21 protein-coding genes are annotated in these 21,295 nt (G+C 66.7%); 8 read left to right on the top strand and 13 right to left on the bottom strand.

Annotated elements, in window-relative coordinates; all coding sequences use genetic code 11:
* The 4 genes from O2K97_RS09960 to tpiA all read right to left on the bottom strand — a co-directional run bounded on the left by O2K97_RS09960 (position 1) and on the right by tpiA (position 3,281).
* A complete protein-coding gene (locus O2K97_RS09960; RefSeq protein ID WP_269219143.1) occupies positions 1–159 on the bottom strand; it encodes a hypothetical protein in 159 nt (52 codons plus the stop codon).
* 98 nt (positions 160–257) lie between these two features.
* On the bottom strand, positions 258–1,910 hold the full coding sequence (locus tag O2K97_RS09965) for a CTP synthase (protein ID WP_066551592.1): 1,653 nt from the start codon (positions 1,908–1,910) through the stop codon (positions 258–260).
* 122 nt (positions 1,911–2,032) lie between these two features.
* Positions 2,033–2,464, bottom strand: a complete 432-nt coding sequence (secG, locus tag O2K97_RS09970; protein WP_269219144.1) for a preprotein translocase subunit SecG — start codon at positions 2,462–2,464, stop codon at positions 2,033–2,035.
* A gap of 64 nt (positions 2,465–2,528) precedes the next feature.
* A complete protein-coding gene (tpiA, locus tag O2K97_RS09975; RefSeq protein WP_269219145.1) occupies positions 2,529–3,281 on the bottom strand; it encodes a triose-phosphate isomerase in 753 nt (250 codons plus the stop codon).
* 140 nt (positions 3,282–3,421) lie between these two features.
* Here tpiA and O2K97_RS09980 point away from each other — a divergent pair, with 140 nt between their 5' ends.
* Together O2K97_RS09980 and trpE are read left to right on the top strand one after the other, a co-directional pair.
* Positions 3,422–5,329: a peptidylprolyl isomerase gene (locus tag O2K97_RS09980; RefSeq protein WP_269219146.1), complete on the top strand. Its 1,908-nt coding sequence runs from the start codon at positions 3,422–3,424 to the stop codon at positions 5,327–5,329.
* Complete coding sequence (gene trpE / locus O2K97_RS09985; protein ID WP_269219147.1) at positions 5,326–6,843, top strand: anthranilate synthase component I; 1,518 nt, start codon at positions 5,326–5,328, stop codon at positions 6,841–6,843. Before O2K97_RS09980 ends, trpE begins: the two co-directional genes overlap by 4 nt.
* Here the strand turns inward: trpE and O2K97_RS09990 are convergent.
* Positions 6,840–7,043 (bottom strand): hypothetical protein, encoded by a 204-nt coding sequence (locus O2K97_RS09990; protein WP_055809137.1) that lies wholly within the window; start codon positions 7,041–7,043, stop codon positions 6,840–6,842. The genes trpE and O2K97_RS09990 overlap by 4 nt on opposite strands.
* Before the next feature lie 88 nt (positions 7,044–7,131).
* Between O2K97_RS09990 and O2K97_RS09995 the strand changes: the two genes are divergently transcribed.
* The 4 genes from O2K97_RS09995 to lexA all read left to right on the top strand — a co-directional run bounded on the left by O2K97_RS09995 (position 7,132) and on the right by lexA (position 10,370).
* Entirely contained in the window at positions 7,132–7,722 is a 591-nt protein-coding gene (locus tag O2K97_RS09995; protein WP_269219148.1) for an anthranilate synthase component II, read from the top strand.
* 2 nt (positions 7,723–7,724) lie between these two features.
* Positions 7,725–8,762 (top strand): anthranilate phosphoribosyltransferase, encoded by a 1,038-nt coding sequence (trpD, locus tag O2K97_RS10000; protein WP_269219149.1) that lies wholly within the window; start codon positions 7,725–7,727, stop codon positions 8,760–8,762.
* Entirely contained in the window at positions 8,759–9,553 is a 795-nt protein-coding gene (trpC, locus tag O2K97_RS10005) for an indole-3-glycerol phosphate synthase TrpC (RefSeq protein WP_269219150.1), read from the top strand. Before trpD ends, trpC begins: the two co-directional genes overlap by 4 nt.
* A 118-nt stretch (positions 9,554–9,671) precedes the next feature.
* The gene (gene lexA / locus O2K97_RS10010; RefSeq protein WP_269219151.1) at positions 9,672–10,370 is read left to right on the top strand and encodes a transcriptional repressor LexA; all 699 of its coding nucleotides are present in this window, start codon (positions 9,672–9,674) and stop codon (positions 10,368–10,370) included.
* Here lexA and O2K97_RS10015 read toward each other — a convergent pair.
* Positions 10,351–12,468 carry a ComEC/Rec2 family competence protein gene (locus tag O2K97_RS10015; RefSeq protein WP_331276129.1) on the bottom strand — a complete coding sequence of 706 codons (2,118 nt, stop codon included), beginning with the start codon at positions 12,466–12,468 and terminating at the stop codon, positions 10,351–10,353. The genes lexA and O2K97_RS10015 overlap by 20 nt on opposite strands.
* A 67-nt stretch (positions 12,469–12,535) precedes the next feature.
* Here O2K97_RS10015 and gltX point away from each other — a divergent pair, with 67 nt between their 5' ends.
* Both gltX and gltA read left to right on the top strand, forming a co-directional pair.
* On the top strand, positions 12,536–13,951 hold the full coding sequence (gene gltX, locus O2K97_RS10020) for a glutamate--tRNA ligase (protein WP_269219153.1): 1,416 nt from the start codon (positions 12,536–12,538) through the stop codon (positions 13,949–13,951).
* 66 nt (positions 13,952–14,017) lie between these two features.
* A complete protein-coding gene (gene gltA / locus O2K97_RS10025) occupies positions 14,018–15,319 on the top strand; it encodes a citrate synthase (RefSeq protein WP_205680916.1) in 1,302 nt (433 codons plus the stop codon).
* A gap of 56 nt (positions 15,320–15,375) precedes the next feature.
* Here the strand turns inward: gltA and O2K97_RS10030 are convergent, their stop codons facing one another.
* Genes O2K97_RS10030 through O2K97_RS10060 form a run of 7 tightly spaced genes read right to left on the bottom strand, consistent with a single transcriptional unit; the run spans position 15,376 to position 21,278 of the window.
* Positions 15,376–16,368: an FUSC family protein gene (locus tag O2K97_RS10030; RefSeq protein ID WP_269219154.1), complete on the bottom strand. Its 993-nt coding sequence runs from the start codon at positions 16,366–16,368 to the stop codon at positions 15,376–15,378.
* A 2-nt stretch (positions 16,369–16,370) separates the two neighbouring features.
* Entirely contained in the window at positions 16,371–17,540 is a 1,170-nt protein-coding gene (gene lpxB / locus O2K97_RS10035; protein ID WP_269219155.1) for a lipid-A-disaccharide synthase, read from the bottom strand.
* Complete coding sequence (gene lpxI / locus O2K97_RS10040; RefSeq protein ID WP_269219156.1) at positions 17,537–18,376, bottom strand: UDP-2,3-diacylglucosamine diphosphatase; 840 nt, start codon at positions 18,374–18,376, stop codon at positions 17,537–17,539. Before lpxI ends, lpxB begins: the two co-directional genes overlap by 4 nt.
* Positions 18,373–19,161: an acyl-ACP--UDP-N-acetylglucosamine O-acyltransferase gene (lpxA, locus tag O2K97_RS10045; RefSeq protein ID WP_269219157.1), complete on the bottom strand. Its 789-nt coding sequence runs from the start codon at positions 19,159–19,161 to the stop codon at positions 18,373–18,375. The genes lpxI and lpxA overlap by 4 nt, the downstream gene beginning before the upstream one ends.
* Positions 19,161–19,649, bottom strand: a complete 489-nt coding sequence (gene fabZ, locus O2K97_RS10050) for a 3-hydroxyacyl-ACP dehydratase FabZ (RefSeq protein WP_269219158.1) — start codon at positions 19,647–19,649, stop codon at positions 19,161–19,163. Before fabZ ends, lpxA begins: the two co-directional genes overlap by 1 nt.
* Positions 19,650–19,651: 2 nt before the next feature.
* Positions 19,652–20,665, bottom strand: coding sequence for a UDP-3-O-(3-hydroxymyristoyl)glucosamine N-acyltransferase (lpxD, locus tag O2K97_RS10055; protein WP_269219159.1), 1,014 nt, complete (start codon positions 20,663–20,665; stop codon positions 19,652–19,654).
* A 7-nt stretch (positions 20,666–20,672) separates the two neighbouring features.
* A complete protein-coding gene (locus O2K97_RS10060; RefSeq protein ID WP_137721571.1) occupies positions 20,673–21,278 on the bottom strand; it encodes an OmpH family outer membrane protein in 606 nt (201 codons plus the stop codon).
* Positions 21,279–21,295 lie beyond the last annotated feature (17 nt).

Here is a 21,295-nt window from a genome sequence, read left to right on the forward strand (position 1 = left end):
TCAGGCCCGTCCGGCTTCGGCCGGGCGGGCCGGCGGCTCCGCGAAATGCCGGACGGCTTCATAGCCCAGCAGCGCCACGCCAAGCGCGAGCATCAGGCCTCCGACGATCAGGATCAGCCGAACGTGCCGATGCAGTTGATAAAGCAACTCGCCGATCATCGACGGTCCCGCCGCATTCGGATCGTGCCAATTCGATCCGTTCCGGACAGTCTACTGCAAAACGCGGACCTGATGGAGTCCGTCAGAACCGCGTTCCGTCAGACCAGGCGGCTTTGCACCACCGCCGCGCCGATGAAGCTGGCGAACAGAGGGTGCGGCGCGAACGGACGGCTCTTCAGCTCGGGGTGATACTGAACGCCGATGAACCAGGGGTGATCCGGGCGTTCAACCGTCTCGGGCAGGACGCCGTCAGGCGAGAGACCGGCGAAGACCAGCCCGCCCTTCTGCTCGATCGCCTCGCGATAGTTGATGTTGACCTCGTAGCGGTGGCGGTGACGCTCGCTGATCGCGGTGGAACCGTAGATCTCGGCGATCTTGGACCCGGCTGTCAGGGTCGAATCATAGGCGCCGAGCCGCATGGTGCCGCCCAGGTCGCCGCCCTGCTGACGCAGGACGCGTTGATTGCCTTGGGTCCATTCGGTCATCAGGCCGACGACTGGCTCGGCGGTCGGGCCGAACTCGGTGGACGAGGCCTTGGGATAGCCGGCCAGGTTCCGCGCCGCCTCGATCACCGCCATCTGCATGCCGAAGCAGATGCCGAAATAGGGGATGTTGCGCTCACGGGCGAAGCGGGCTGCCTCGATCTTACCTTCCGAACCGCGCTCGCCGAAGCCGCCGGGCACCAGGACAGCGTGCGCGCCTTGCAGCCGCTCCTCGCAGGCCTCGGGATCGCCCTCGAAGGTGTCGGCCTCGACCCAGTCGATGTTGACCTTGACGTTGTTGGCCACGCCGCCGTGATGCAGGGCCTCGATCAGGGACTTATAGGCGTCCTTGAGGACGGTGTATTTGCCGACCACGGCGATGGTGACCTCGCCATCGGGCTGCAGGCGGCGACGCGCGATCTCTTGCCAGCCGGTCAGATCCGGCTCGGGCGCATCGTTGATGCCGAAGTGCGCCAGCACTTCGCGGTCCAGCCCCTCACGGTGATAGTCCAACGGCACGGCGTAGATGTCCGCGGAGTCCATCGCCTGGATGACGCCGCTTTCGCGCACGTTGCAGAACTGGCCGATCTTGCGCTTTTCCTCGGCCGGGATAGGCTGCTCGCAGCGACACAGCAGGATGTCCGGCTGGATGCCAATGGAGCGCAGTTCCTTGACCGAGTGCTGGGTCGGCTTGGTCTTCATCTCGCCGGCCGTCTTGATGAACGGCAGCAGCGTCAGATGGACGAAGCAGCTCTGGCCGCGCGGCAGGTCCTGCCCCAACTGGCGGATCGCCTCGAAGAAGGGCAGGCCCTCGATATCGCCGACCGTGCCGCCGATCTCGACCAGAACGAAGTCGACGTCTTCGCCCGCGTCCGTCAGGGCGGGCGTCAGGCAGAAGGATTTGATCTGGTCGGTGACGTGCGGAATGACCTGCACCGTCGCGCCCAGATAGTCGCCGCGACGCTCTTTCTCCAGAATGGTCGAATAGATGCGGCCGGTCGTGATGTTGTCGGACTTGGCCGCCGACACGCCGGTGAACCGCTCGTAGTGGCCCAGGTCCAGATCGGTCTCGGCGCCGTCGTCGGTCACGAAGACCTCGCCGTGCTGATACGGGCTCATCGTGCCCGGATCGACGTTCAGATAGGGGTCGAGCTTGCGCAGGCGGACCTTGTAGCCGCGCGCCTGCAAAAGAGCGCCGAGAGCGGCGGAGGCGAGGCCTTTTCCTAGCGAGGAAACCACGCCGCCGGTGATGAACACATAGCGAGCCATGGGGGGACACCTTACTCCATGATTCGCGGCTCGGTCATGCCGCCGTCGAATCGAACTGTTGATCAAAAGAAGAAAGCGCGCCCTGCGGCGCGCTTTCGGAAACTCGGGTCTCTGTCGGAGCCTTACTGGGCGGGCTGTTGGGCCGGCGCCGGAGCGGTGGAGGCCGACGGCAGGCTGGCTTCCAGATCATCCAGCGAAGGCGTCGCCGGTTTGGCCGGCGAAGCGGGCTGTTGCTGGGCGGGTTGCTGCGTCTGGGTCTGCGGCGTCGTGGCCAGCGAACCCACAGCGTCGGCGTCGATGCCGGACACCGAAGCGCGGTCCATATTGCCGACAACCGTCAGAATGATCGTCAGGACGAACAGTGCGGCCGCCAGCCACCAGGTGGTGACGGTCAGAAGATTGCCTGCCCCGCGTGCGGTCATGAAGCCCGACGGACCGCCGCCCATGCCTAGGGCGCCGCCCTCGGACTTCTGAAGCAGGACGATGCCCGTCAGCGCGATGGCGACGATGATGATGGCGACGAGCAGGATGGTCTGGAGCATGGCGTCATTCATGTGGGCGCGGATCTGCGCCGATCAAGCGGCGGCCTCTATCATCGAAGCGCGCCAGGGGCAAACGTCACGCGGCTGCGTTGACGATCGGCAGAAAGTCCTCGGCCTTCAAGGACGCGCCGCCGACCAGGGCGCCGCCGACTTCCGGCGTGGCCAGAATGTCCCGCGCATTCTCTGGCTTGACCGAACCGCCGTAAAGAATGGGCGCGGTGCGAGCGCCCTCTCCCAGCTTTGCGACGATGGCGGCGCGCACGGCTGCATGGACCTCGGCGATCTGATCCAGCGTCGCGGTCAGGCCCGTCCCGATGGCCCAGACGGGCTCATAGGCCACCGCAAAGTCGCGCTCGGCCAGGCTTGACGGCAGCGAGCCCGCGACCTGGCCCGACACGACGGCGATGGCGTCGCCCGCTTCCCGCTGCTGCAGGGTTTCACCCACGCACACAATGGGCTCCAGCCCGGCGGCGACGGCGGCCTCGACCTTGGCGGCGACGTCCGCATCAGTCTCGCCGAAAGCCGAGCGGCGTTCGGAATGCCCCAGGATCACCACGGTCGCGCCGGCGTCGGCCAGCATCTCAGCCGATACCGAGCCGGTGAACGCGCCGGCGGGTTTCTCATGGCAGTCCTGACCGCCCACGGCCACGCCGCTGCCCGCCAGGGCGGACTGCATACGGTCGATTAGCGTCGACGGCGGGCAAAGCACCACACGGCATTCCTGCGCCGTCGTTCCGACGGCGTCCCTGATCGCCTCAGCCTGCGCCAAGCCGGCCGAGACGCCGTTCATCTTCCAATTGCCGACGATCATCTTCACGGATTGTTTCATGGCCGCCTGTCTAGAAGGCGAAAACCGCCAAGCCAAGAGGCGCCGCCGCAATCCGGACACGACGCCATCCTTGCAGCGGCGGCCCCGCCCCGACTATACGCGACGATTGACGCCAATATCGGCCAGTCCCGGGTTTTCGAATGCTCACCGCCTTCCGCGCCTTCTCTCGATCCAAATGGGCGGCCGCCCTGCTTGTCCTGATCGCGATCAGCTTCGTGATCGTCGGCGCGCGGATGGACGTCTTCTCCAACCTGGGACCGAAACACGTCATCGACGCGGGCGACCGCTCGATGAACGAAATCGAGTTCCGCACCGCCTTCGATCAGGTGCGTGAACGGCTGCAGCAGCAGGTCGGCCGTCCCCTGACGAACCAGGAGCTGGTCGCGGAAAACATTCACGTTCGCTTCCTGACCGAGCAGACGCAGCAGCTGGGCTTCCTGAACTGGGCCTACAAGGCGGGCATCCGCCCGGGCAAGGAACTGATCGTCAAGCAGATCCGCCAGATCCCGGCCTTCTTCAACTCGGTCACCGGACAGTTCGACCAGCAGGCCTATGAGGCTGCGCTTGCGCAGCAGAACCTGACGCCCGCCATGCTGGAGCAGGACCTGCGCGACCAATACGCGACGGAACATTTCGGCGCCGCCGTCTTCGCCGGCGCCCGCGTGCCGCGCATCTATGGCGCGCTGCTGGCCGGTTCCGCCTTCGAAAGCCGCGACGGTCGTTGGTTCGAGGTGACCCCCGCGATGGCCGGTCAGATCCCCGCCCCGACTGACGCCCAGTTGAACGCCTTCATCCAGGAGAACGCCGACCGTCTGCGCGCGCCCGAGTTCCGCATGGTGTCGGTGGTTCTGTTTACGCCTGAGGCTTCGGCCAATGCGCCGATCTCGGAAGACCGCATCCGCGAGCGCTTCGAGTTCAAGAAGGACACGCTGAGCAAGCCCGAAACGCGCTCGTTCGTCACCCTGACTGCGCCGAACCGCGAGACGGCCCAGAAGATCGCCGCCGCCCTGCGCGCGGGCCAATCGCCCGCCGACGTCGGCCGCGCCAACAACATCACCCCGGCCGCCTTCAACGAAACCCCCCGCTCGGTCATCGGCGACGCCGCGACCGCAGCCGCCGTCTTCGGCCTGCAAGCCAATCAGGTGTCCAACCCGGTCCAGGCCGGTGTCGGCTTCGCCGTCGCCAAGGTCACGGCGGTTCAACCCGCTGCGCCCGCCACGCTGGACAGCGCTCGTGAGGAGCTGATCCAGGAACTGCGCGCCGAGGACGTGAAGACCCAGACCTACGCCAAGGTCGAGAAGTACGAAGCCGCTCGCACGGCCGGTAAGAACCTGGCTGACGCGGCGCGTGAGGCCGGCGGTCGCGTCGTCGATCTGCCGCCCTTCACCAAGGACGGCAAGCTGCCGAACGGTCAGGCGCTGAACGCTCCGCCGCAAATCTTCGAGACGGCCTGGAGCCTGACCAAGGGCGGCGAAAGTGACGTCATCGACGCCGGTCAGGGTCAGTATTTCGCCGTGCGCGTCAACGACATCCGCCCGTCGGCCCTGCCGACCCTGGCAGAGGTGCGTGAGCCCCTGGCCGCCCAATGGATCCAGCGTGAGACCATGCGTCGCCTGTCGGCCAAGGCTGAAGAACTGACGACCCGCGTGCGAAACGGCGAGGACATCGCCGCGGTCGCCCGTTCGGTCAATGCGCCGCTGACCGTGCGCACCGGCGTCATCCGCAATCAGCAAACCCAGGAATCCCTGGGTCAGGGCGTGCTTCAAGGCCTGTTCGGCCAATCCAAGGGCCAGGCCTTCTCGCAGCCGGCGTCGCAGACCGCCTATGTGGTCGGCCGCGTCGACAACGTCCGCGCCGCCAATCCGGCCGTGGCCGGTCCGCTGGCCGAGCAGGTCCGCCCGCGCCTGACCCAGGAGTTGGTGCAGGCGATGGTCGAATCGTCGGTCTCGGCGGGCGCTCAGCGCTCCAAGGCCAAGCACGACCCGGCCCAGGCGCTGTCGGCCCTGGGTCTGTCCGGTGGCGCAACGCCCGCCGCACCGGCGCAATGACCGACGACGCTTCGCGCGACATCACGCTCGACGCCTTCGCGGCCGGCCTTTCGGCTGGTCGGCCGCAGGTCCTGGTTCGCCGGATTATCGACGACCTGGAAACCCCGGTCTCGGCCTATCTGAAGCTGGGGCGCGATCGGCCGTACGCCTGTCTACTGGAGTCGGTCGAGGGCGGTGCCGTCAAGGGACGCTATTCCATCCTGACGCTGGATCCCGATGTGGTCTGGCGTTGTCGCTCCAACGCGGCGGAACTGTCGCGCGGCTCAGCCATAGGCGAAGGTCGGTTTACAGCCGAACACCTGCCAGCGCTGCAATCCCTGCGCGCGCTGATCGCGGCGTCGAAGTTCGATCTGCCGGAGGGATTGCCGCCGATGGCCGCTGGCCTCTTCGGCGTCTTCGGCTATGACATGGTGCGACTGCTGGAGCCGCTGGGCGCGCCAAACCGTGACCCGCTCGACTTGCCCGACGCCGTGCTGACACGGCCGTCGCTGGTGGCCATCTTCGATTCGGTCCGTCACGAGATCGTTCTGGTCTCGGCCGCCTATCCCGACGCCGGCATCTCCCCGCAAGAAGCGTTCGACGCCGCGACGGCGCGGCTGGATGCGTTCGAGACGGCCTTGCGCGAACCCCTGCCCGTTCGCGCCGCTCCGCAGCAAACGCCGCCTCCCGTCTTCACCTCGTCGGTGGACGAGCCGGCCTTCGGCGAGATGGTCGCCAGGGCCAAGGACTACATCGGCGCCGGCGACATTTTCCAGGTCGTGCTCAGCCACCGCTTTTCGGCCCCGTGGACCGACGATCCGTTCGCCTTCTATCGCTCGCTGCGTCGCCAGAATCCGTCGCCCTATCTGTTCTATCTAAACTTCGAAGGTTTCCAACTCGCCGGCTCCAGCCCCGAGATCCTAGTTCGGCTCAAGGACGGCGAAGTGACGATCCGGCCGCTGGCCGGCACGCGCATGCGCGGTGCGACGCCAGAAGCGGACAAGGCGCTGGAAGTCGAACTGCTCGCTGATCCAAAAGAGCTTGCCGAGCACCTGATGCTGCTGGACCTGGGCCGCAACGATGTGGGGCGAGTCGCGGCGCCCGGCACGGTCGAGGTCACCGAGAGCTTCGTCGTCGAGCGCTACAGCCAGGTCATGCACATCGTCTCCAACGTGCGGGGCAAGGCCGACCCCATGCTGGATGCGGTTGACACGCTTCTGGCTGCCCTGCCCGCCGGCACCCTGTCGGGCGCGCCCAAGGTGCGCGCGATGGAGATCATCGACGAACTGGAAAGCGAAAAGCGCGGCGTCGGTTACGGCGGCGGCGTCGGCTACATTTCGGCCGGCGGCGAGGCGGACATCTGCATCACCCTGCGCACCGCCCTTTTCGCTGACGCTCGGATCTTCGTTCAGGCCGGGGCCGGCGTCGTCGCCGACAGCGATCCTGCGGCCGAATATGCCGAGACCCAGCACAAGGCGCGGGCGCCGATGCGAGCGGCGGAAGACGCCTGGCGCTTCAGGACCGGCAATCGCTAGCGCGAAATCGTCATCGCCGGGTCGTTGAACTGCACGCCGGGGCCGATGATGACGACGCCCGCCATCAGAACCGCTGCGGTGGCCGCGAGCGCGGCTGCGCCAAGCGCGGCGACGGGGTTGGGCCGGGTTTCGACCACGACCAGCTTCGCCTTTGCGGCGGCGATCTTGGCGGCGATGTCTTTTTCAGCGGCGAGTTTCACCGGCCCAGTCCTAGTCCCGTCGAGTTAAAATGCGCTTTAAGGCCGCGCCCGCTTGGCGCGGACGCGCGTCACGCCTAGAAGCCAAGCCATGATCCTCGTCGTCGATAACTACGACAGCTTCACCTACAATCTCGTCCACTACCTCGCGGAGTTGGGCGCGCCGACGCATGTGGTGCGCAACGACGACCTGACGGTGGACGAGGCGTGGGCGCTGAACCCCGCCGCCGTTCTGCTGTCGCCCGGCCCTTGCGCGCCGGATCAGGCGGGCATCTGCCTGCCGTTGATCACGACAGTGCCAGCGTCGATGCCGATCCTAGGCGTATGTCTGGGTCATCAGGCCATCGGCCAGGCGTTCGGCGGCGACGTCATTCGCGCCAAGACCCTGATGCACGGCAAAACCTCGCCGATCCTGCATGAGGGTCAGAGCGTCTTCGCCGGCCTGCCCTCGCCTTTCACCGCCACACGCTATCACTCGCTGGCGGTCAAGCGCGAAACCCTGCCCGACTGTCTGGAGGTCACCGCCTGGACCGCCGACGGCGAGATCATGGGTCTGCAGCATCGCAGCCGACCGATCCACGGCGTGCAGTTCCACCCGGAATCAATCGCCACCGAACACGGTCACGACATGCTGGCCAACTTCCTCGAGATCGCCGGCGTAAAGCGCCTCGCGGCCGCCTGACCATGGGCGACGGTTTCAAGCCGATCCTCGCCCGACTGGTCGAGGGCCATCCCCTGACGTCCCAGCAGGCGCACGACTTCTTCGCCGCCTGCCTGCGCGGCGAGCCGACCCCGTCGCAAGTCGCCGCCGCCGTCACCGCCATGCGGATGCGCGGCGAGACCGTGGACGAGATCGCCGCCTTCGCGGGCGCCATGCGTGAAGCCGCCCTGACGCTGGACCATCCCTATGAGGTGATCGACACCTGCGGCACCGGGGGCGACGGTCAGCACACCTACAATATCTCGACCGCCGCCGCCTTGGTTCTGGCCGGCGCCGGTCTGAAGGTCGCTAAACATGGCAATCGGGCGATGTCATCGAAATCAGGCTCTTCCGACGTCTTGTCGATCCTGGGCGTGAACCTGATGGCGTCGCAGGCGCAGCAGAAAAAGGCGCTGGACGAGGCCGGCATCTGCTTCCTGTTCGCGCCTGCCTATCACGGGGCGATGCGTCATGTCGGGCCGGTGCGGGCCGAGATCGGTTTTCGCACCGTCTTCAACCTGTTGGGACCGCTTTCGAACCCGGCGTCTGCAAGGCGACAGGTCATGGGCGTCTATGATCCGCGCCTGCTGGAGCCGCTGGCTGAGGTGCTGGGCCGGCTTGGCGCCAACCGGGCCTGGACCGTTCATGGCCAAGGCCTGGACGAACTGGCGACTTCTGGCCCCACGAACGTCGCCGAATGGAAGGATGGCGCGGTTCGTCGCTTCCAGGTCACGCCCGAGGACGCCGGCCTGCCGCGGGCCTCTGTCGCAGACATTCGCGGCGGCGACGCCGAGGAGAACGCCGTCGCCCTGCGCGCGCTTCTGGCCGGCGCGGCTGGCCCTTACCGCGACATCGTGCTGCTGAACGCCGCCGCCGCCCTCGTGGTGTCCGATCGCGCGGCCGATCTGGCCGAGGGCGCCGCGCTCGCCGCTGCCGCAATCGACGACGGTCGAGCCGCCGAGGCGCTGGATCGCCTGGCCCGCATCACCTCCACGCCGCTGGAAAGCGAAGAGCCCGCATGACCGACTTTCTGGACCGTATCGCCGCCTACAAACGCGAGGACGTCGCCGCCCGCAAGGCTGCGACCTCGCAGGACGCGATCGAAGCCCTGGCCCGCGCCGCATCGACCCCGCGCGGCTTTCGCGCCGCGTTGGAGCGGGTCGGAAAGGAAACCGGTCGTCCCGCCCTGATCGCCGAGATCAAGAAGGCCAGCCCATCCAAGGGGCTCATCCGGCCCGATTTCGATCCGCCGGCCCTGGCCCAAGCCTATGAGGCCGGCGGCGCGGCCTGTCTCTCGGTGCTGACCGATGGCCCCAGCTTCCAGGGCGACGACGCCTATCTGGGACAGGCCCGCGAGGCTGTCGCCCTGCCCTGCCTGCGCAAGGATTTCCTGGTCGATCCCTGGCAGGTCGCCGAAAGCCGCGCCTTGAGCGCCGACTGCATCCTGATCATCCTCGCCATGATCGACGACAACCTGGCGGCTGAACTGCTGTCGGAAGCCGAACGCTTTGGCATGGACGCGCTCATCGAGACCCACGACGAGGACGAAATGGCGCGCGCCTGTGCGCTTGGCGGCGATCTTGTCGGGGTCAATAACCGCTCGCTGCGCACGTTCGAGGTCGATCTGGAAACCACGGAGCGGCTGTCCATGCTGAGCCCCGTTCGGGCCCTGCTGGTCGCGGAGAGCGGCATCTTTACGCCCGACGACGTGGCGCGGGTTTCGGCGGCGCACGCCCAGGCGATTCTGGTCGGCGAGAGCCTGATGCGGCAGGCCGATGTCGAGGCGGCCACCCGTCAGTTGCTGGCCGTTTGAGCCGAGACGCGGCGGCAAGCCTCGCCGTTAAGTTGACATTAGCAAGGAACACTTACAGAACATCGACAAATGTTCACGGCCCGTTCCGATTCGTCGGCGGGCGCATGAGGGCCTGGCGATGCTCACGCGCAAACAGCACGAACTGCTGATGTTCATCCACGAACGCATCCAGGAGACCGGCGTCTCCCCTTCGTTCGACGAGATGAAGGAGGCGCTCGATCTGGCCTCCAAGTCCGGCATTCACCGGCTGATCACGGCGCTGGAGGAACGCGGCTTCATCCGCCGTCTCGCTCACCGCGCCCGCGCGTTGGAAGTGACGAAACTACCCGAACAGGCGACGGCCGGCGCGCCGCGCGGTCGCACCGGGTTCAAGCCCGACGTCATCGAAGGCGGCGGCGGTGTCCGACCTGCGGCCCCGATGGCGGCCAACGACACCCGCGAACTGCCGCTGATGGGCAAGATCGCCGCCGGCACGCCGATCGACGCGATCGAGCATGAAACCGCCCGCTATCCGGTTCCGGAGTCCATGCTGGGCTCTGGCGAGCACTACCTCCTAGAGATCGAAGGCGACTCCATGATCGAGGCCGGCATCCTGAACGGTGACATGGTGGTGATCAAATCGACCGACAACGCCGCCTCCGGCGAGATCGTGGTGGCGCTGGTCGAGGGCGAGCAGGCGACGCTGAAACGCCTTCGCAAGAAGGGCGCCTCGATCGCGCTGGAGCCCGCCAACCGCAACTACGAAACAAAGATCTACGGCTCGGATCAGGTCGCGGTTCAGGGCAAGCTGGTCGGACTCATGCGCCGGTATCACTGACCTCCGGATCGGACTGACGCGTCCAGGGGCGGTCGCCGCGAACGTCGGCCGTCCACACCGCGCGCCATCGATTTGGCTTGCCCGAACGGACACGCCACAACTCCACGGCTCCGCCCCGCGCAAAGTCCACGCCGTCCAGGACAAGGCGATCCTGACAGACGCTTGGAATTGAGGTGACGACAGCGCGGACGCTGACGACGGGCGCTGCGCGGCATAAGGCCTCCATCTGATCTGAGCTCGGCGACTTTCGCCCCCACCAGATGGCAACGGGCCCGGCCTCATCGGTGTCCGGCCGACAGGAGAAGCGCTCGCAAACCCAGCCCGTCTCTGATCGATCCGCCATGGTCAGCCCTCGTCGTCGCGACCACAGATCCACGGCAAACTCGCGCACGCCAGGCCGCACGACGACCGCTGCCTGATCACGGTGAAAGGCGGCGTTGGTTCCGCCATCGCCAAGCCAGAGGTCCGGCGTCGGTTCACGCGGCCAGATCAGGACGGCGGCTGCAAAGGGCAGTCCCAACCAGCGCAGGCGGCCTTGCCACAAACAGACGAACAACACGCCCAGGAACGCGACCGGCAGGACATAGTTCGGCGCGCTGGCGACCGTTCTGACCGCGCCTGGCAATCCCGCCGTCCAGGCGCCGATCGCCAGCATCAGATCCACGCCCCATCCTGCGACCGCCAGCAACGGTCCCCCCAGCCCCAAGGGTTCCAGCGCTGCGCCCAAGGCCAGCGCCGGCATCAGGATGAAGTCCGCCACGGGCGACGTGCCGAGATTGGCCAGCAGTCCGTACATGGCGGTGCGGTTGAAATGCTGCATGGCGAACGGTCCCGTCGCCAGTCCCGCGACGATGCTGGCCGCAACAGCCGCCGTCAACCAACCGCCCAGCCGCTGCACCGCCAGGATCGGCCACGGCGCGGATATTTCGCGGGGGCGCTTCGGCCAGGCCTCGACCAGGGCGACCAAGGCCGCCGTCGCCGCGAACGACATTTGGAAACCCGGCGTGACGATGGCTTCAGGCTGTATGGCCAGAACGATGAAGGCCGCCACAGCCAGGCCATGCATCGTGACCGCCTGTCGATCCAGCAGGATGGCCAGAAACGCGATGGAGGCGGTGATGGCGGCCCGCTCTGCCGGCGGGGGCGCGCCCGACACCACCAGATAGACCCCGACCCCCGTGAGGCCCGCCAAGGCCGCGACCTTCTTGCCGTGAACCCGCAGGGCCAACCACGGCCAGGCCGCCACGCCCAGCCGCACCGCAAAGAAGACGAAACCGCCGACGGTGGCCATATGCAGCCCTGATACCGACAGGATGTGCGCCAGGCCGGAATCGCGCATCACATCCATGTCCTCCTGACTGATCCAGGTTTCATGACTGGTGGTCATGGCGGCGGCGATCCCGCCGGTCCGCTCGCCGAGCCTTGCCACGATCCGCTCGGCCAGTGCGAAGCGGGCGCCGTTGACCGCCATTTCAAGTCGAAGTCGCCACGGCGGCGGGGCAAGCTCGGCCCCACGCGTTTCGCCCAAGGCAAACGCCACGCCGCCCATGCCCTGAAAGAAGGCGTTGCGGCCGAAGTCGTAGGCGCCGGGGCTGGCCGGCGCAGGCGGCGGGTTCAGAATGGCGAACAGGCGGATCGCTTCGCCGGGTCGCGGCGGCTCGCCCCGCACCGTCGCTCGCAAGCGCACCGGCGTCTGGTCTGGCGTCAGTCCGCGGATCCAGGCCGGCGCAATCACGACCCGCGCGCCTCGCTGCCCCGTGCTGTCGACATCGACAACCCAGGCTTCGATCACGGTCGGTTCGCCGAGGGCGGGCGCGATCGGCGCGGCGACGGCTTGGGTGCGCACCTTGGCCGCCGCCAGCCCGCCTGACGCGCAGGCGACCATCAACAGCAGCCAGGTCAGACGTCGCGACCCGCCGCGCCGGCGCGCCACGCCCCACAGCCCAAAGGCCAAGGCGGCGCCCAGCAACAGTGGCCACAAGACCGGCTCGGCTCGCAGAGCGAAATAGACGCCTCCGCCCGCGCCGAATGCGACCGGCGCCCATAGCCGCCATCTCAGGGTCTGTGCGGCGACCTCGGCGTGCAGCCAGGCGCGCAATCGCGCAGCGGGGGTAGGTTTTGCCGCATCGGGGCGTATAAGGGCCTCGCTTACGGACCCCTCCCCCATGACCTCACCTTCTTCGACTGTCGTCACCCGCTTCGCCCCCTCGCCGACAGGCTATCTGCATATCGGCGGGGCGAGAACCGCTTTGTTCAACTGGCTGTACGCCAAGAGACACGCTGGACGTTTCCTGATCCGGGTCGAAGACACCGACCGTGAACGCTCGACCGATGAGGCGGTGAAGGCCATTTTCGACGGCCTAAGCTGGCTGGAGCTGTTCGCCGACGACGAGCCGGTGTTCCAATTCAGCCGGGCCGATCGTCACCGCGAGGTGGTCGATCAACTGCTCGAAACCGGCCACGCCTACCGCGACTTTACCTCGGCCGAGGAGACCGGTCGTCTGCGCGATGAGGCCAAGGCGGAGAAGCGCACTTTCGAATCGCCCTGGCGCGACCGTGAGCCGACCGTGGACGATCTGGCCCTGCCGCACGTCGTGCGCTTCCGTCGGCCAAAGGCGACGACGGTCACGGTGGCCGATGAGGTCCAAGGCGACGTGAACTGGTCGACCGACGACCTGGACGATCTGGTTCTGATGCGTTCGGACGGCGCGCCGACCTATAATCTCGCCGTCGTCGTGGACGACCACGACATGGGGGTGACCCACGTCATTCGCGGCGACGACCATCTGAATAACGCCGCGCGACAGAGCCTGATCTACGGTGCGCTGGGCTGGACGCGTCCGACCTTTGCCCACATCCCCCTGATCCACGGCCCGGACGGCGCCAAACTGTCGAAGCGTCACGGCGCCCAGGCGGTGCATGAATACGCGGAGATGGGCTACTTGCCCGAGGCCATGCGCAACTATCTGGCCCGTCTCGGCTGGGCGCACGGCGACGACGAACTGTTCAGCGACGCCCAGGCCATCGAATGGTTCGACCTCGCCGGCATCGGCAAGGCGCCGGCCCGCCTGGACTTCGACAAGCTGGCCCATGTCAATTCGCACTGGCTGCGTCTGGCCGACGACGAGCGGCTCGCCAAGCTGACGCTGGATGCGCACCTGCAGAAGGGCCACGCCCTCGCAGAGGCGGACGAAGCCCGGCTTCAGCGCTCCATGCCTTTCGTCAAGGATCGCGCCAAGACGATCCTCGATCTGGCCGATCAAACCGCTTTCGTACTGAAATCTCGCCCGCTGACGCTGGACAACAAGGCGAAGGCGCTACTGTCGGGTGAAACCTTGGAGCGCCTCACCCGTCTGCGCGAACGGCTGTCCCTGTTCCAATCCTGGGATGTTTTTGCGCTGGAAGCCGAGCTCAAGGCCTTTGCGGAATCCGAGGGCGTCGGGTTCGGAAAAATCGGCCCGCCGATGCGCGCAGCGCTTACCGCAGGGTCAACATCACCTGATATTGCACGAACTTTGTCGGCTCTTGGGCGAGACGAAAGTCTCGGGCGCTTGGATGATGCGCTGCAACAGACTAAGTGATCACCCACAAACCAAAAAGCGGCCGACGCCTCCCCGCGCCTGGACGTGTGATGCAAAGGGGCATTCATGACTGAACAAGCCAAACCCGCCGGCTCGGCGACCCTGTCCTTCGAGGACAAGACGATCGAGTTGCCGGTCCTTTCGGGCTCCACCGGCCCGGACGTCATCGACATCCGCAAACTGTATGCGGGAACGGGGGCCTTCACCTTCGATCCCGGCTTCACCTCGACGGCGGCCTGTGAATCGGCTCTGACCTATATCGACGGCGACGCCGGCGTACTGCTGCATCGCGGCTATCCGATCGACCAGCTGGCGTCGAAGTCGAACTTCCTGGAAGTCTGCCACCTGCTGCTGCACGGCGAACTGCCGACCGCCGCTCAATTCGAGAAGTTCGAAAACAGCATCACCACGCATACGATGCTGCACGCCCAGTTCGACCGCTTCTTCGAGGGCTTCCGCCGTGACGCCCACCCGATGTCGATCATGGTCGGCACCGTCGGCGCCTTGTCGGCCTTCTATCACGACAGCCTGGACATCCATGATCCGGTGCAACGCGACATTTCGGCCATCCGCCTGATCGCCAAGATGCCGACCATCGCGGCCCGCGCTTACAAATACCACGTCGGCCAGCCCTTCATCTCGCCGCGCAACGACCTCTCGTACGCTGAAAACTTCCTGCGCATGTGCTTCGCAGTGCCGGCCGAAGACTATCATGTCGATCCGGCCTTGGTTCGCGCCATGGACCGCATCTTCACCCTGCACGCCGACCACGAACAGAACGCCTCGACCTCGACCGTGCGCCTGGCCGGTTCGTCGGGCGCCAATCCGTTCGCCTGTATCGCCGCCGGCATCGCCTGCCTCTGGGGCCCGTCGCACGGCGGCGCCAACGAAGAGGCGCTGAACATGCTCAAGGAAATCGGCACGCCCGACAAGATTCCTGAGTTCATTCAGGGCGTGAAGGATCGCAAGTACAAGCTGATGGGCTTCGGTCACCGCGTGTACAAGAACTACGATCCGCGCGCCAAGGTCATGCAGCAGTCGGCCTATGAAGTGCTGGCCGCCACCGGCCGCGAGAACGATCCGCTGTTCCTGGTCGCCAAGGAGCTGGAGAAGGTCGCCCTGTCGGACGAATACTTCACCTCGCGCAAGCTGTTCCCGAACGTCGACTTCTATTCCGGCATCACCCTGTCGGCGATGGGCTTCCCGACCACCATGTTCACCGTCCTGTTCGCCCTGGCCCGCACCGTGGGCTGGATCGCTCAGTGGCAGGAAATGATGGCCGATCCGTCGCAGAAGATCGGTCGCCCGCGTCAGCTCTACACGGGTCCGACCCAGCGCGATTACGTGCCGATCGAACAGCGCGGCTGATACGTAGGCTAAAATGCAAAACGCCGGGGAGACATCCCCGGCGTTTTTCTTTGTCGTCAGACCAGCTTCAGATCCGCGAAACGGGCAGCGAGGTCGTCCAGATCGCGGTGCATATGGGCCACGCCGATCGCGGCGGCGCCCAGAGCCACATCGTCGCCCTCGACGGCCATGGACAGCGCCAGGCTTTGGTCGATCGCGCCCATGGGCTGGGCGGCCCTGCCCTCAGACAGAGCCTTGAGTTGCTCCACCGCCCGCTCCGCGTCCTGCGACCAGGGATCCAGCCGTGCGCCTAAACCCTCGGCCTGGAAACCGCGGCCCAGGATGACGATGTCGCTGCGCACGCGCCAGAAGGCGCGGACGAGCGCAGCCCGGTCCGCCGTCTCGCGTTGCGGACCAGGCAGATCGATGACGTTCTTGGCCGCCTGACCCAGCGCATCCAGTCGTCGCTTCAGATCGGCATGACGGCGCGAAATCTCGGAGGCGTCCTCCGGGGCGGCCTTTGAAACCAAAGCCAACAGCCCCGCCGCTTCGCCCGCCGCCTCGCGCGCTTGAAGTTTGAACGACTGCCCGGCATGACGCGGAAACAGCGCCAGGATCGCCAGCACGCCGACGCCGCTGCCGACCAGGATTTCCATCACCCGATCCACCGCCAGGGACGCCGGCCCTTCCGCGCCCGTCCCGCCGGCGATGACGATGGTCGCCGTCACGGGCGCGACCTTCAGCCAAGGCCGCCCGGTTGCAAAGAAGGCCAGCAGCCCCGCCGAGATGGCGATGCTCAGCGCCATGCTCTCCAGGCCGGGCGGACGAAGGAAGACGAAAGCCGCCCCCGCCAGCGCCCCGGTCGCCGTGCCGATGGCCCGGTCGCGCGCAACGGTCAGGACGTCGCCGCCGACGCTCGCCTGGATGACGACGATGGCGGAAATCACGCTCCAGTATGGGTGCGGCAGGTTCAGCCAGGTCGCGAGATAGAGCGCAGCCATCGCGCCGACCGCCATCTGAAGCGCAGCGCGGACCTCGGCCCCACGTCGCGGACTGAGCGCCCGCGTCATCGTCAGCGCGCCGACTTGGCAGCGATGACCCTGAGCACGGCTTCGGCAGCCAGTTCGGAGGGGTCTGGTCCTCCGCGTCCCATCAGGGCCAATGCCGCCGTCTGGCGACGCGCCTGTTCGGTCGCCAGGGCCGGGTCGGCCAACAGCCGCCCAACCGCCGCCGTCAGAATGGCCGGAGTCGCCTCGTGCTGGATAAACTCGGGCGCGATCCGGTCGTCCGCCGCGACATTAAACAGGGTGATATGTTTGGCGGTCACGAACCGCTTCATCAGCTGATAGCTGAGCCCGTCGATCTTGTAGGCGATGACCATCGGCGCGCCCGCCAGCGCCAGTTCGGTCGACACGGTGCCGCTGGTGGCCAGGGCGACGGTCGCGGCGCGCATGGCGTCATACTTTTCGGCTTCTTCGACCAGGTGAACGCGGAAAGGCCAGGCGGCGACGCGGCCTGCAACATCGTGAGCCACCGTCCCCGCGGCGACCACGGCGACTTCCAGGCCGGGATTTGTGGTCTTCAGTTTCCTGACCGTCGCCTCATAGACGGGGGCCATTCGAGTGATCTCACTGGGTCGGCTGCCGGGCAGCACCAAGAGAAGTTGCGCATCGGCGGCGATCCCACGACGCGCGCGGAACGCTGCGCCGTCCGCAGCATCCACGTTCATATGAAGCGCAGACGAGCCGACGACCGTCGTCGGCAGGCCCTCGCGCTCGAACCATGGCGCATCAAATCCATAGAGGGCCAGAAGATGATCGACTGCGCCCGCCAAGGTCTTGGCCCGGCCCGGCCGCGAGGCCCACACCTGAGGCCCGACGTATTTGATCAGCGGCAGGTCCGGGCGCGCGGCCCGGATCGCCTTGGCCACACGGATCGTGAAGCCCCAACTGTCGATCAGCACCACGGCGTCGGGCTTTTCCCGCTCGGCCAGCGCAGCCGTCTGCTCGACGCGCCGCTTGACCTTGCCGTAGGCGCGCAAGCCCTCGATCCAGCCCAGGATCGACAGTTCGGCGATATCGAAGGGGCTGACCACGCCTTCGGCCGCCATCTTGGGCCCGCCGACGCCGACAAAGGCCACATCGTCTCCTAACCGCACCTTCAACGCCCTGGCCAGACCGGCGCCCAACGCATCGCCCGAAGCCTCCGCCGCCACCAGCATGACCTTCAGCGGGCGGCTCACCGATCCTCACCCCAGACGAACAGGCCGAGACGGTTCGCTATCTCGACGATGGCGTCGCGATCAATCAGGATCAAACGCCCGGCCACGCCGCCTATACCCGCCAGACCCGCCGCCGCCGCCATTTCGACGGTGCGCGGCCCGATCACGGGCATATCGACGCGCAGATCCTGGATCGGCTTGGGCGCCTTGCCGAGCGCGCCCTTGGGGTTGTCGGTGGTCCCGCGCAGATCGCTCGGCAGGTTGGCGACGCGGGTCAGCATGGCGTCCGTGCCTTCCTGCGCCTCAACCGCAAGAACCAGGCCAGCACAGACCACGGCGCCCTGCCCGATATCGAGTTCGCCTGATTTCTCGGCGACATGCAGCGCCTTCTTCAGATCGGCTAGCTGCTCCTCGGTCGGCGAGACGGCGCCCAAGGCGCCCGCGCCAAGCGTGTCGCCGCCCAGGATGTCGTCGGCGCCCTCGACGGCGAAGCCTTCGGCCTCGAACACCGACAGGATCTTGCGCAGTAGGGCGTCATCGCCTTTGGAGGCGGCGGCGACGATGCCCGGCAACAGGGTCGCCCCTTTGAAGTCAGGCTTTAGCGTCTTGAAATCCGGCCGATTGACGATGCCCGCCAGACACACGGTGGTGCAGCCCTCGGCCTTCAACGCCTTCAGGATCGCGCCGATCTGCGCCATGCCGAACTCGGCGCCGGGCCAGCGCGCTAGATGCTCATCCGCGAACCCCGCCAGACGGATCACGAAAACCGGCCGCCCGAGCACGTCGCAACGCGCCGCCACGGCCGCCGGCAGATCGCCGCCGCCCGCGATCAGACCCAGCTTTCCAGCCGCGCTCATTCCGCGTTGGGCAGGCACAGCGGACGCCGCCCGCCGTCGCGGATGAAGGCGATGATCTCCATGATCTCTGGCAGGTCGGCATAGAGTGCCGCCACGCCATCGATCCGACCGGCGAACTCGCCCTCACCCTCAAACAGATCACGATAGGCCGCAAGCAGACGCCGCACCTGATCCTTGCCGTAGCCCTTGCGCTTCAGCCCGATCAAGTTGAGCCCACGCAGCCGCGCATGATTGCCCCAAGCCGAGCCATAGGGAATGACGTCGCGCGTCACCGCCGCCAGACCGCCGATGATCGCGCCTTGCCCAACGCGGCCGTTCTGGTGCACTGCGCACAGTCCACCCAGGAACACCTTGTCCCCGACCTGAGCATGACCGCCAAGGGTCGCGTTGTTGGCCATGACCACATTGTCGCCGACGACGCAGTCGTGACCGACATGGGCGCCGGTCATGAACAGGTTGTTCGACCCCACGACCGTCACGCCCGTCCCCTGCGGCGTGCCTCGATTGAAGGTGCAGTGCTCGCGGATCAGGTTATTCTCGCCGATCTCCAGCCGAACCGTCCCACCCTTGTAACCATTGTGCTGCGGATCGCCGCCAATGACGGCGAAGGGGTGAATGACCGTCCCGGCCCCGACCGTCGTGTCCTGCTGGACCACGACATGGCTGACCAGGCGCACACGGTCGCCCAGCACAACATTCGGCCCGACCGTGCACCAGGCGCCAACCTCCACACCCTCGCCCAATGTCGCCATCGCGTCGATCATAGCGGTAGAATGAACGGTCATCAGGCCGCCGGCCCAGGCGCCGGAGCAGGCACAGTCACGACCATCGCCATGAACTCGGCTTCGGCCGCCAGCTTGCCGTCGATGAAGGTCTCGCCCCGGAACTTGTAGGCGTCGCCCCGCGCGCGGATCACCTTGACCTCCATACGGAGCTGGTCGCCGGGCCGCGCGGGCTTTCTGAAGCGAACTCCGTCGATCGACATGAACATGATGACCTTGTCGGCCACGGCGACATCCAGCGTCTTGGACATCAGCAGGGCGCCGGTCTGGGCCATGGCCTCGACGATCAGCACGCCGGGCATGACCGGATCGATCGGGAAGTGCCCCTGGAAAAAGGGCTCGTTGTGGGTGACGTTCTTGATGCCGACGATCGACGTCGCGGGCGCGAAGTCTTCGGCCTTGTCCACCAGCAGGAAGGGATAACGGTGCGGCAGCCGCCGCATCACCTCGGCGTAATCGATCTTGCCCTCGACGGCAGTCGTGTCGCTCATCCCTACGATTCCTTTGGAGCCTTCTTGGATGAGGCCTGTTTGGCGAGCCAGACCGTCTCGCGCAAGAACTGTCGGATCGGACGCGCCGGATAACCCGACCAAGTCTCGCCAGCGGGAACATCGGCCAGCACACCGGCCCCGGCCGCGACGCGCGCGCCCTCGCCGATGGTGATATGGTCTCCGATCCCCGCCTTGCCGCCGAAGATGACGTTGTCGCCCACGGTCACCGAGCCCGAGATGCCGGTATTGGCGACCAGCAAACAGTTGCGGCCGATGACGCAGTTGTGGCCAACCATGACCAGATTATCGATCTTGGTGTTTTCGCCGATGACCGTGTCGTCATAGGCGCCACGGTCGATGCACGAGTTGGCGCCCACCGTCACGCCGTCCTGAAGGATGACGCGGCCCAGTTGGGGAATATCCATGACCCCCGCCGCTGTCCCCGTGGCGCCGAAGCCCGCTTCGCCGATCCGGGCGCCGGCATACAGCTTCACCCGGTCGCCGATCAGCGCGAAGGCCACGCTGACGTTGGCGCCAATCACGCAATCCCGGCCGATTTGCACGCCAGGCGCGATGACGCTGTTGGCGCCAATGCGGGACCCTCGACCGACGCGGACGCCCTGCCCCAGGATCGCGCCAGGTTCGACCACGACGCTGTCGTCCTCGCTTGCCTCGTCACAGGTGATCGCTTCGTCCAGAAGTATGGGCCGATGCAGCGCCAACGACGCCTTGGCCCAGGCGGCTTGAGGCGTGCGCGAGATGATGACGGCGGCGGACGACGGCGCGGCGTCCCTGGCCTCAGCCGGGACGATGACGCAGTCTGCCTGGGTCGTCGCCAGCGCGGCGGCGAACTTGCGGTCGCCCAGAAACGCGATCGCGCCCCCATCCGCTGAGGACAGGGGCGCGACAGAGGCGATCATGCGATCCCCGCCCCGCTCGACCTCGCCGCCGATCTTCGCCGCCAGATCGGCGACGCTGAGGGGCGACAGGGTTTCGAAAAAGCGGGGATCGGGCATCGACGACTTAGTTGGCGGCGGCCGGTTGAGCCTGCGTCTGAGCCGGCACGGCCATACGGTTGAAGCTCAGGGTCGGCAGGGCCGTGTTCAGGCGCTGGATCGCCAGGTCAGTGACATCCATGGCCGGGTTCATCATGAAGACGCTCTCGCGGTCCAGCAGCAGGCCGCAGCCCTTTTCCTGATACAGGGCGGTCAGGATCGGCGAGACGGCCTCGGTGATGGCCTGACGCTGCATGCCCAGGGTGTAGCGCAGCTCGTTTTCACGGGTGGCTTCCAGCTGTTGCGCCTCTTGCGCGCGCTGCTGCAGAGCCTGACGGCGCTGTTGCAGTTGGTCGGCCGGCAGGCTGGCGCCCGCCGACTGCAGCTGTTGGGCTTCGGTTTGGATCTGGGTTGCATACGGTTGCAGCTCGCCCTGAACTTCTTGGGCCAGCTGTTGCATGCGGGCTTCGACGGCCTGGCCTGCCGACGACTGGGCCAGCAGGCGCGCGTTGTAATACACGCAGACGCCGGGGATGACCGGGCCGGGATTGGCGGGCGCGCCGGCCTGTTGCGCCGAGGCGGCGGTCGCGATGAGCGAAGCAGCGGCGGTCGCCGCGATGATAAGAGCTTTCATGGTGTTTCCTCGTGCGG

It is taken from the genome of Brevundimonas vesicularis, assembly GCF_027105095.1.
Taxonomy (GTDB): domain Bacteria; phylum Pseudomonadota; class Alphaproteobacteria; order Caulobacterales; family Caulobacteraceae; genus Brevundimonas; species Brevundimonas vesicularis_E.

Coding starts and splice junctions, on each gene's coding strand:
- O2K97_RS09960 (WP_269219143.1), bottom strand. CDS start 159: ATGATCGGCGAGTTGCTTTATCAACTGCATCGGCACGTTCGGCTGATC.
- O2K97_RS09965 (WP_066551592.1), bottom strand. CDS start 1,910: ATGGCTCGCTATGTGTTCATCACCGGCGGCGTGGTTTCCTCGCTAGGA.
- secG (WP_269219144.1), bottom strand. CDS start 2,464: ATGAATGACGCCATGCTCCAGACCATCCTGCTCGTCGCCATCATCATC.
- tpiA (WP_269219145.1), bottom strand. CDS start 3,281: ATGAAACAATCCGTGAAGATGATCGTCGGCAATTGGAAGATGAACGGC.
- O2K97_RS09980 (WP_269219146.1), top strand. CDS start 3,422: ATGCTCACCGCCTTCCGCGCCTTCTCTCGATCCAAATGGGCGGCCGCC.
- trpE (WP_269219147.1), top strand. CDS start 5,326: ATGACCGACGACGCTTCGCGCGACATCACGCTCGACGCCTTCGCGGCC.
- O2K97_RS09995 (WP_269219148.1), top strand. CDS start 7,132: ATGATCCTCGTCGTCGATAACTACGACAGCTTCACCTACAATCTCGTC.
- trpD (WP_269219149.1), top strand. CDS start 7,725: ATGGGCGACGGTTTCAAGCCGATCCTCGCCCGACTGGTCGAGGGCCAT.
- trpC (WP_269219150.1), top strand. CDS start 8,759: ATGACCGACTTTCTGGACCGTATCGCCGCCTACAAACGCGAGGACGTC.
- lexA (WP_269219151.1), top strand. CDS start 9,672: ATGCTCACGCGCAAACAGCACGAACTGCTGATGTTCATCCACGAACGC.
- gltX (WP_269219153.1), top strand. CDS start 12,536: ATGACCTCACCTTCTTCGACTGTCGTCACCCGCTTCGCCCCCTCGCCG.
- gltA (WP_205680916.1), top strand. CDS start 14,018: ATGACTGAACAAGCCAAACCCGCCGGCTCGGCGACCCTGTCCTTCGAG.
- O2K97_RS10030 (WP_269219154.1), bottom strand. CDS start 16,368: ATGACGCGGGCGCTCAGTCCGCGACGTGGGGCCGAGGTCCGCGCTGCG.
- lpxI (WP_269219156.1), bottom strand. CDS start 18,376: ATGAGCGCGGCTGGAAAGCTGGGTCTGATCGCGGGCGGCGGCGATCTG.
- lpxA (WP_269219157.1), bottom strand. CDS start 19,161: ATGACCGTTCATTCTACCGCTATGATCGACGCGATGGCGACATTGGGC.
- fabZ (WP_269219158.1), bottom strand. CDS start 19,649: ATGAGCGACACGACTGCCGTCGAGGGCAAGATCGATTACGCCGAGGTG.
- lpxD (WP_269219159.1), bottom strand. CDS start 20,665: ATGCCCGATCCCCGCTTTTTCGAAACCCTGTCGCCCCTCAGCGTCGCC.
- O2K97_RS10060 (WP_137721571.1), bottom strand. CDS start 21,278: ATGAAAGCTCTTATCATCGCGGCGACCGCCGCTGCTTCGCTCATCGCG.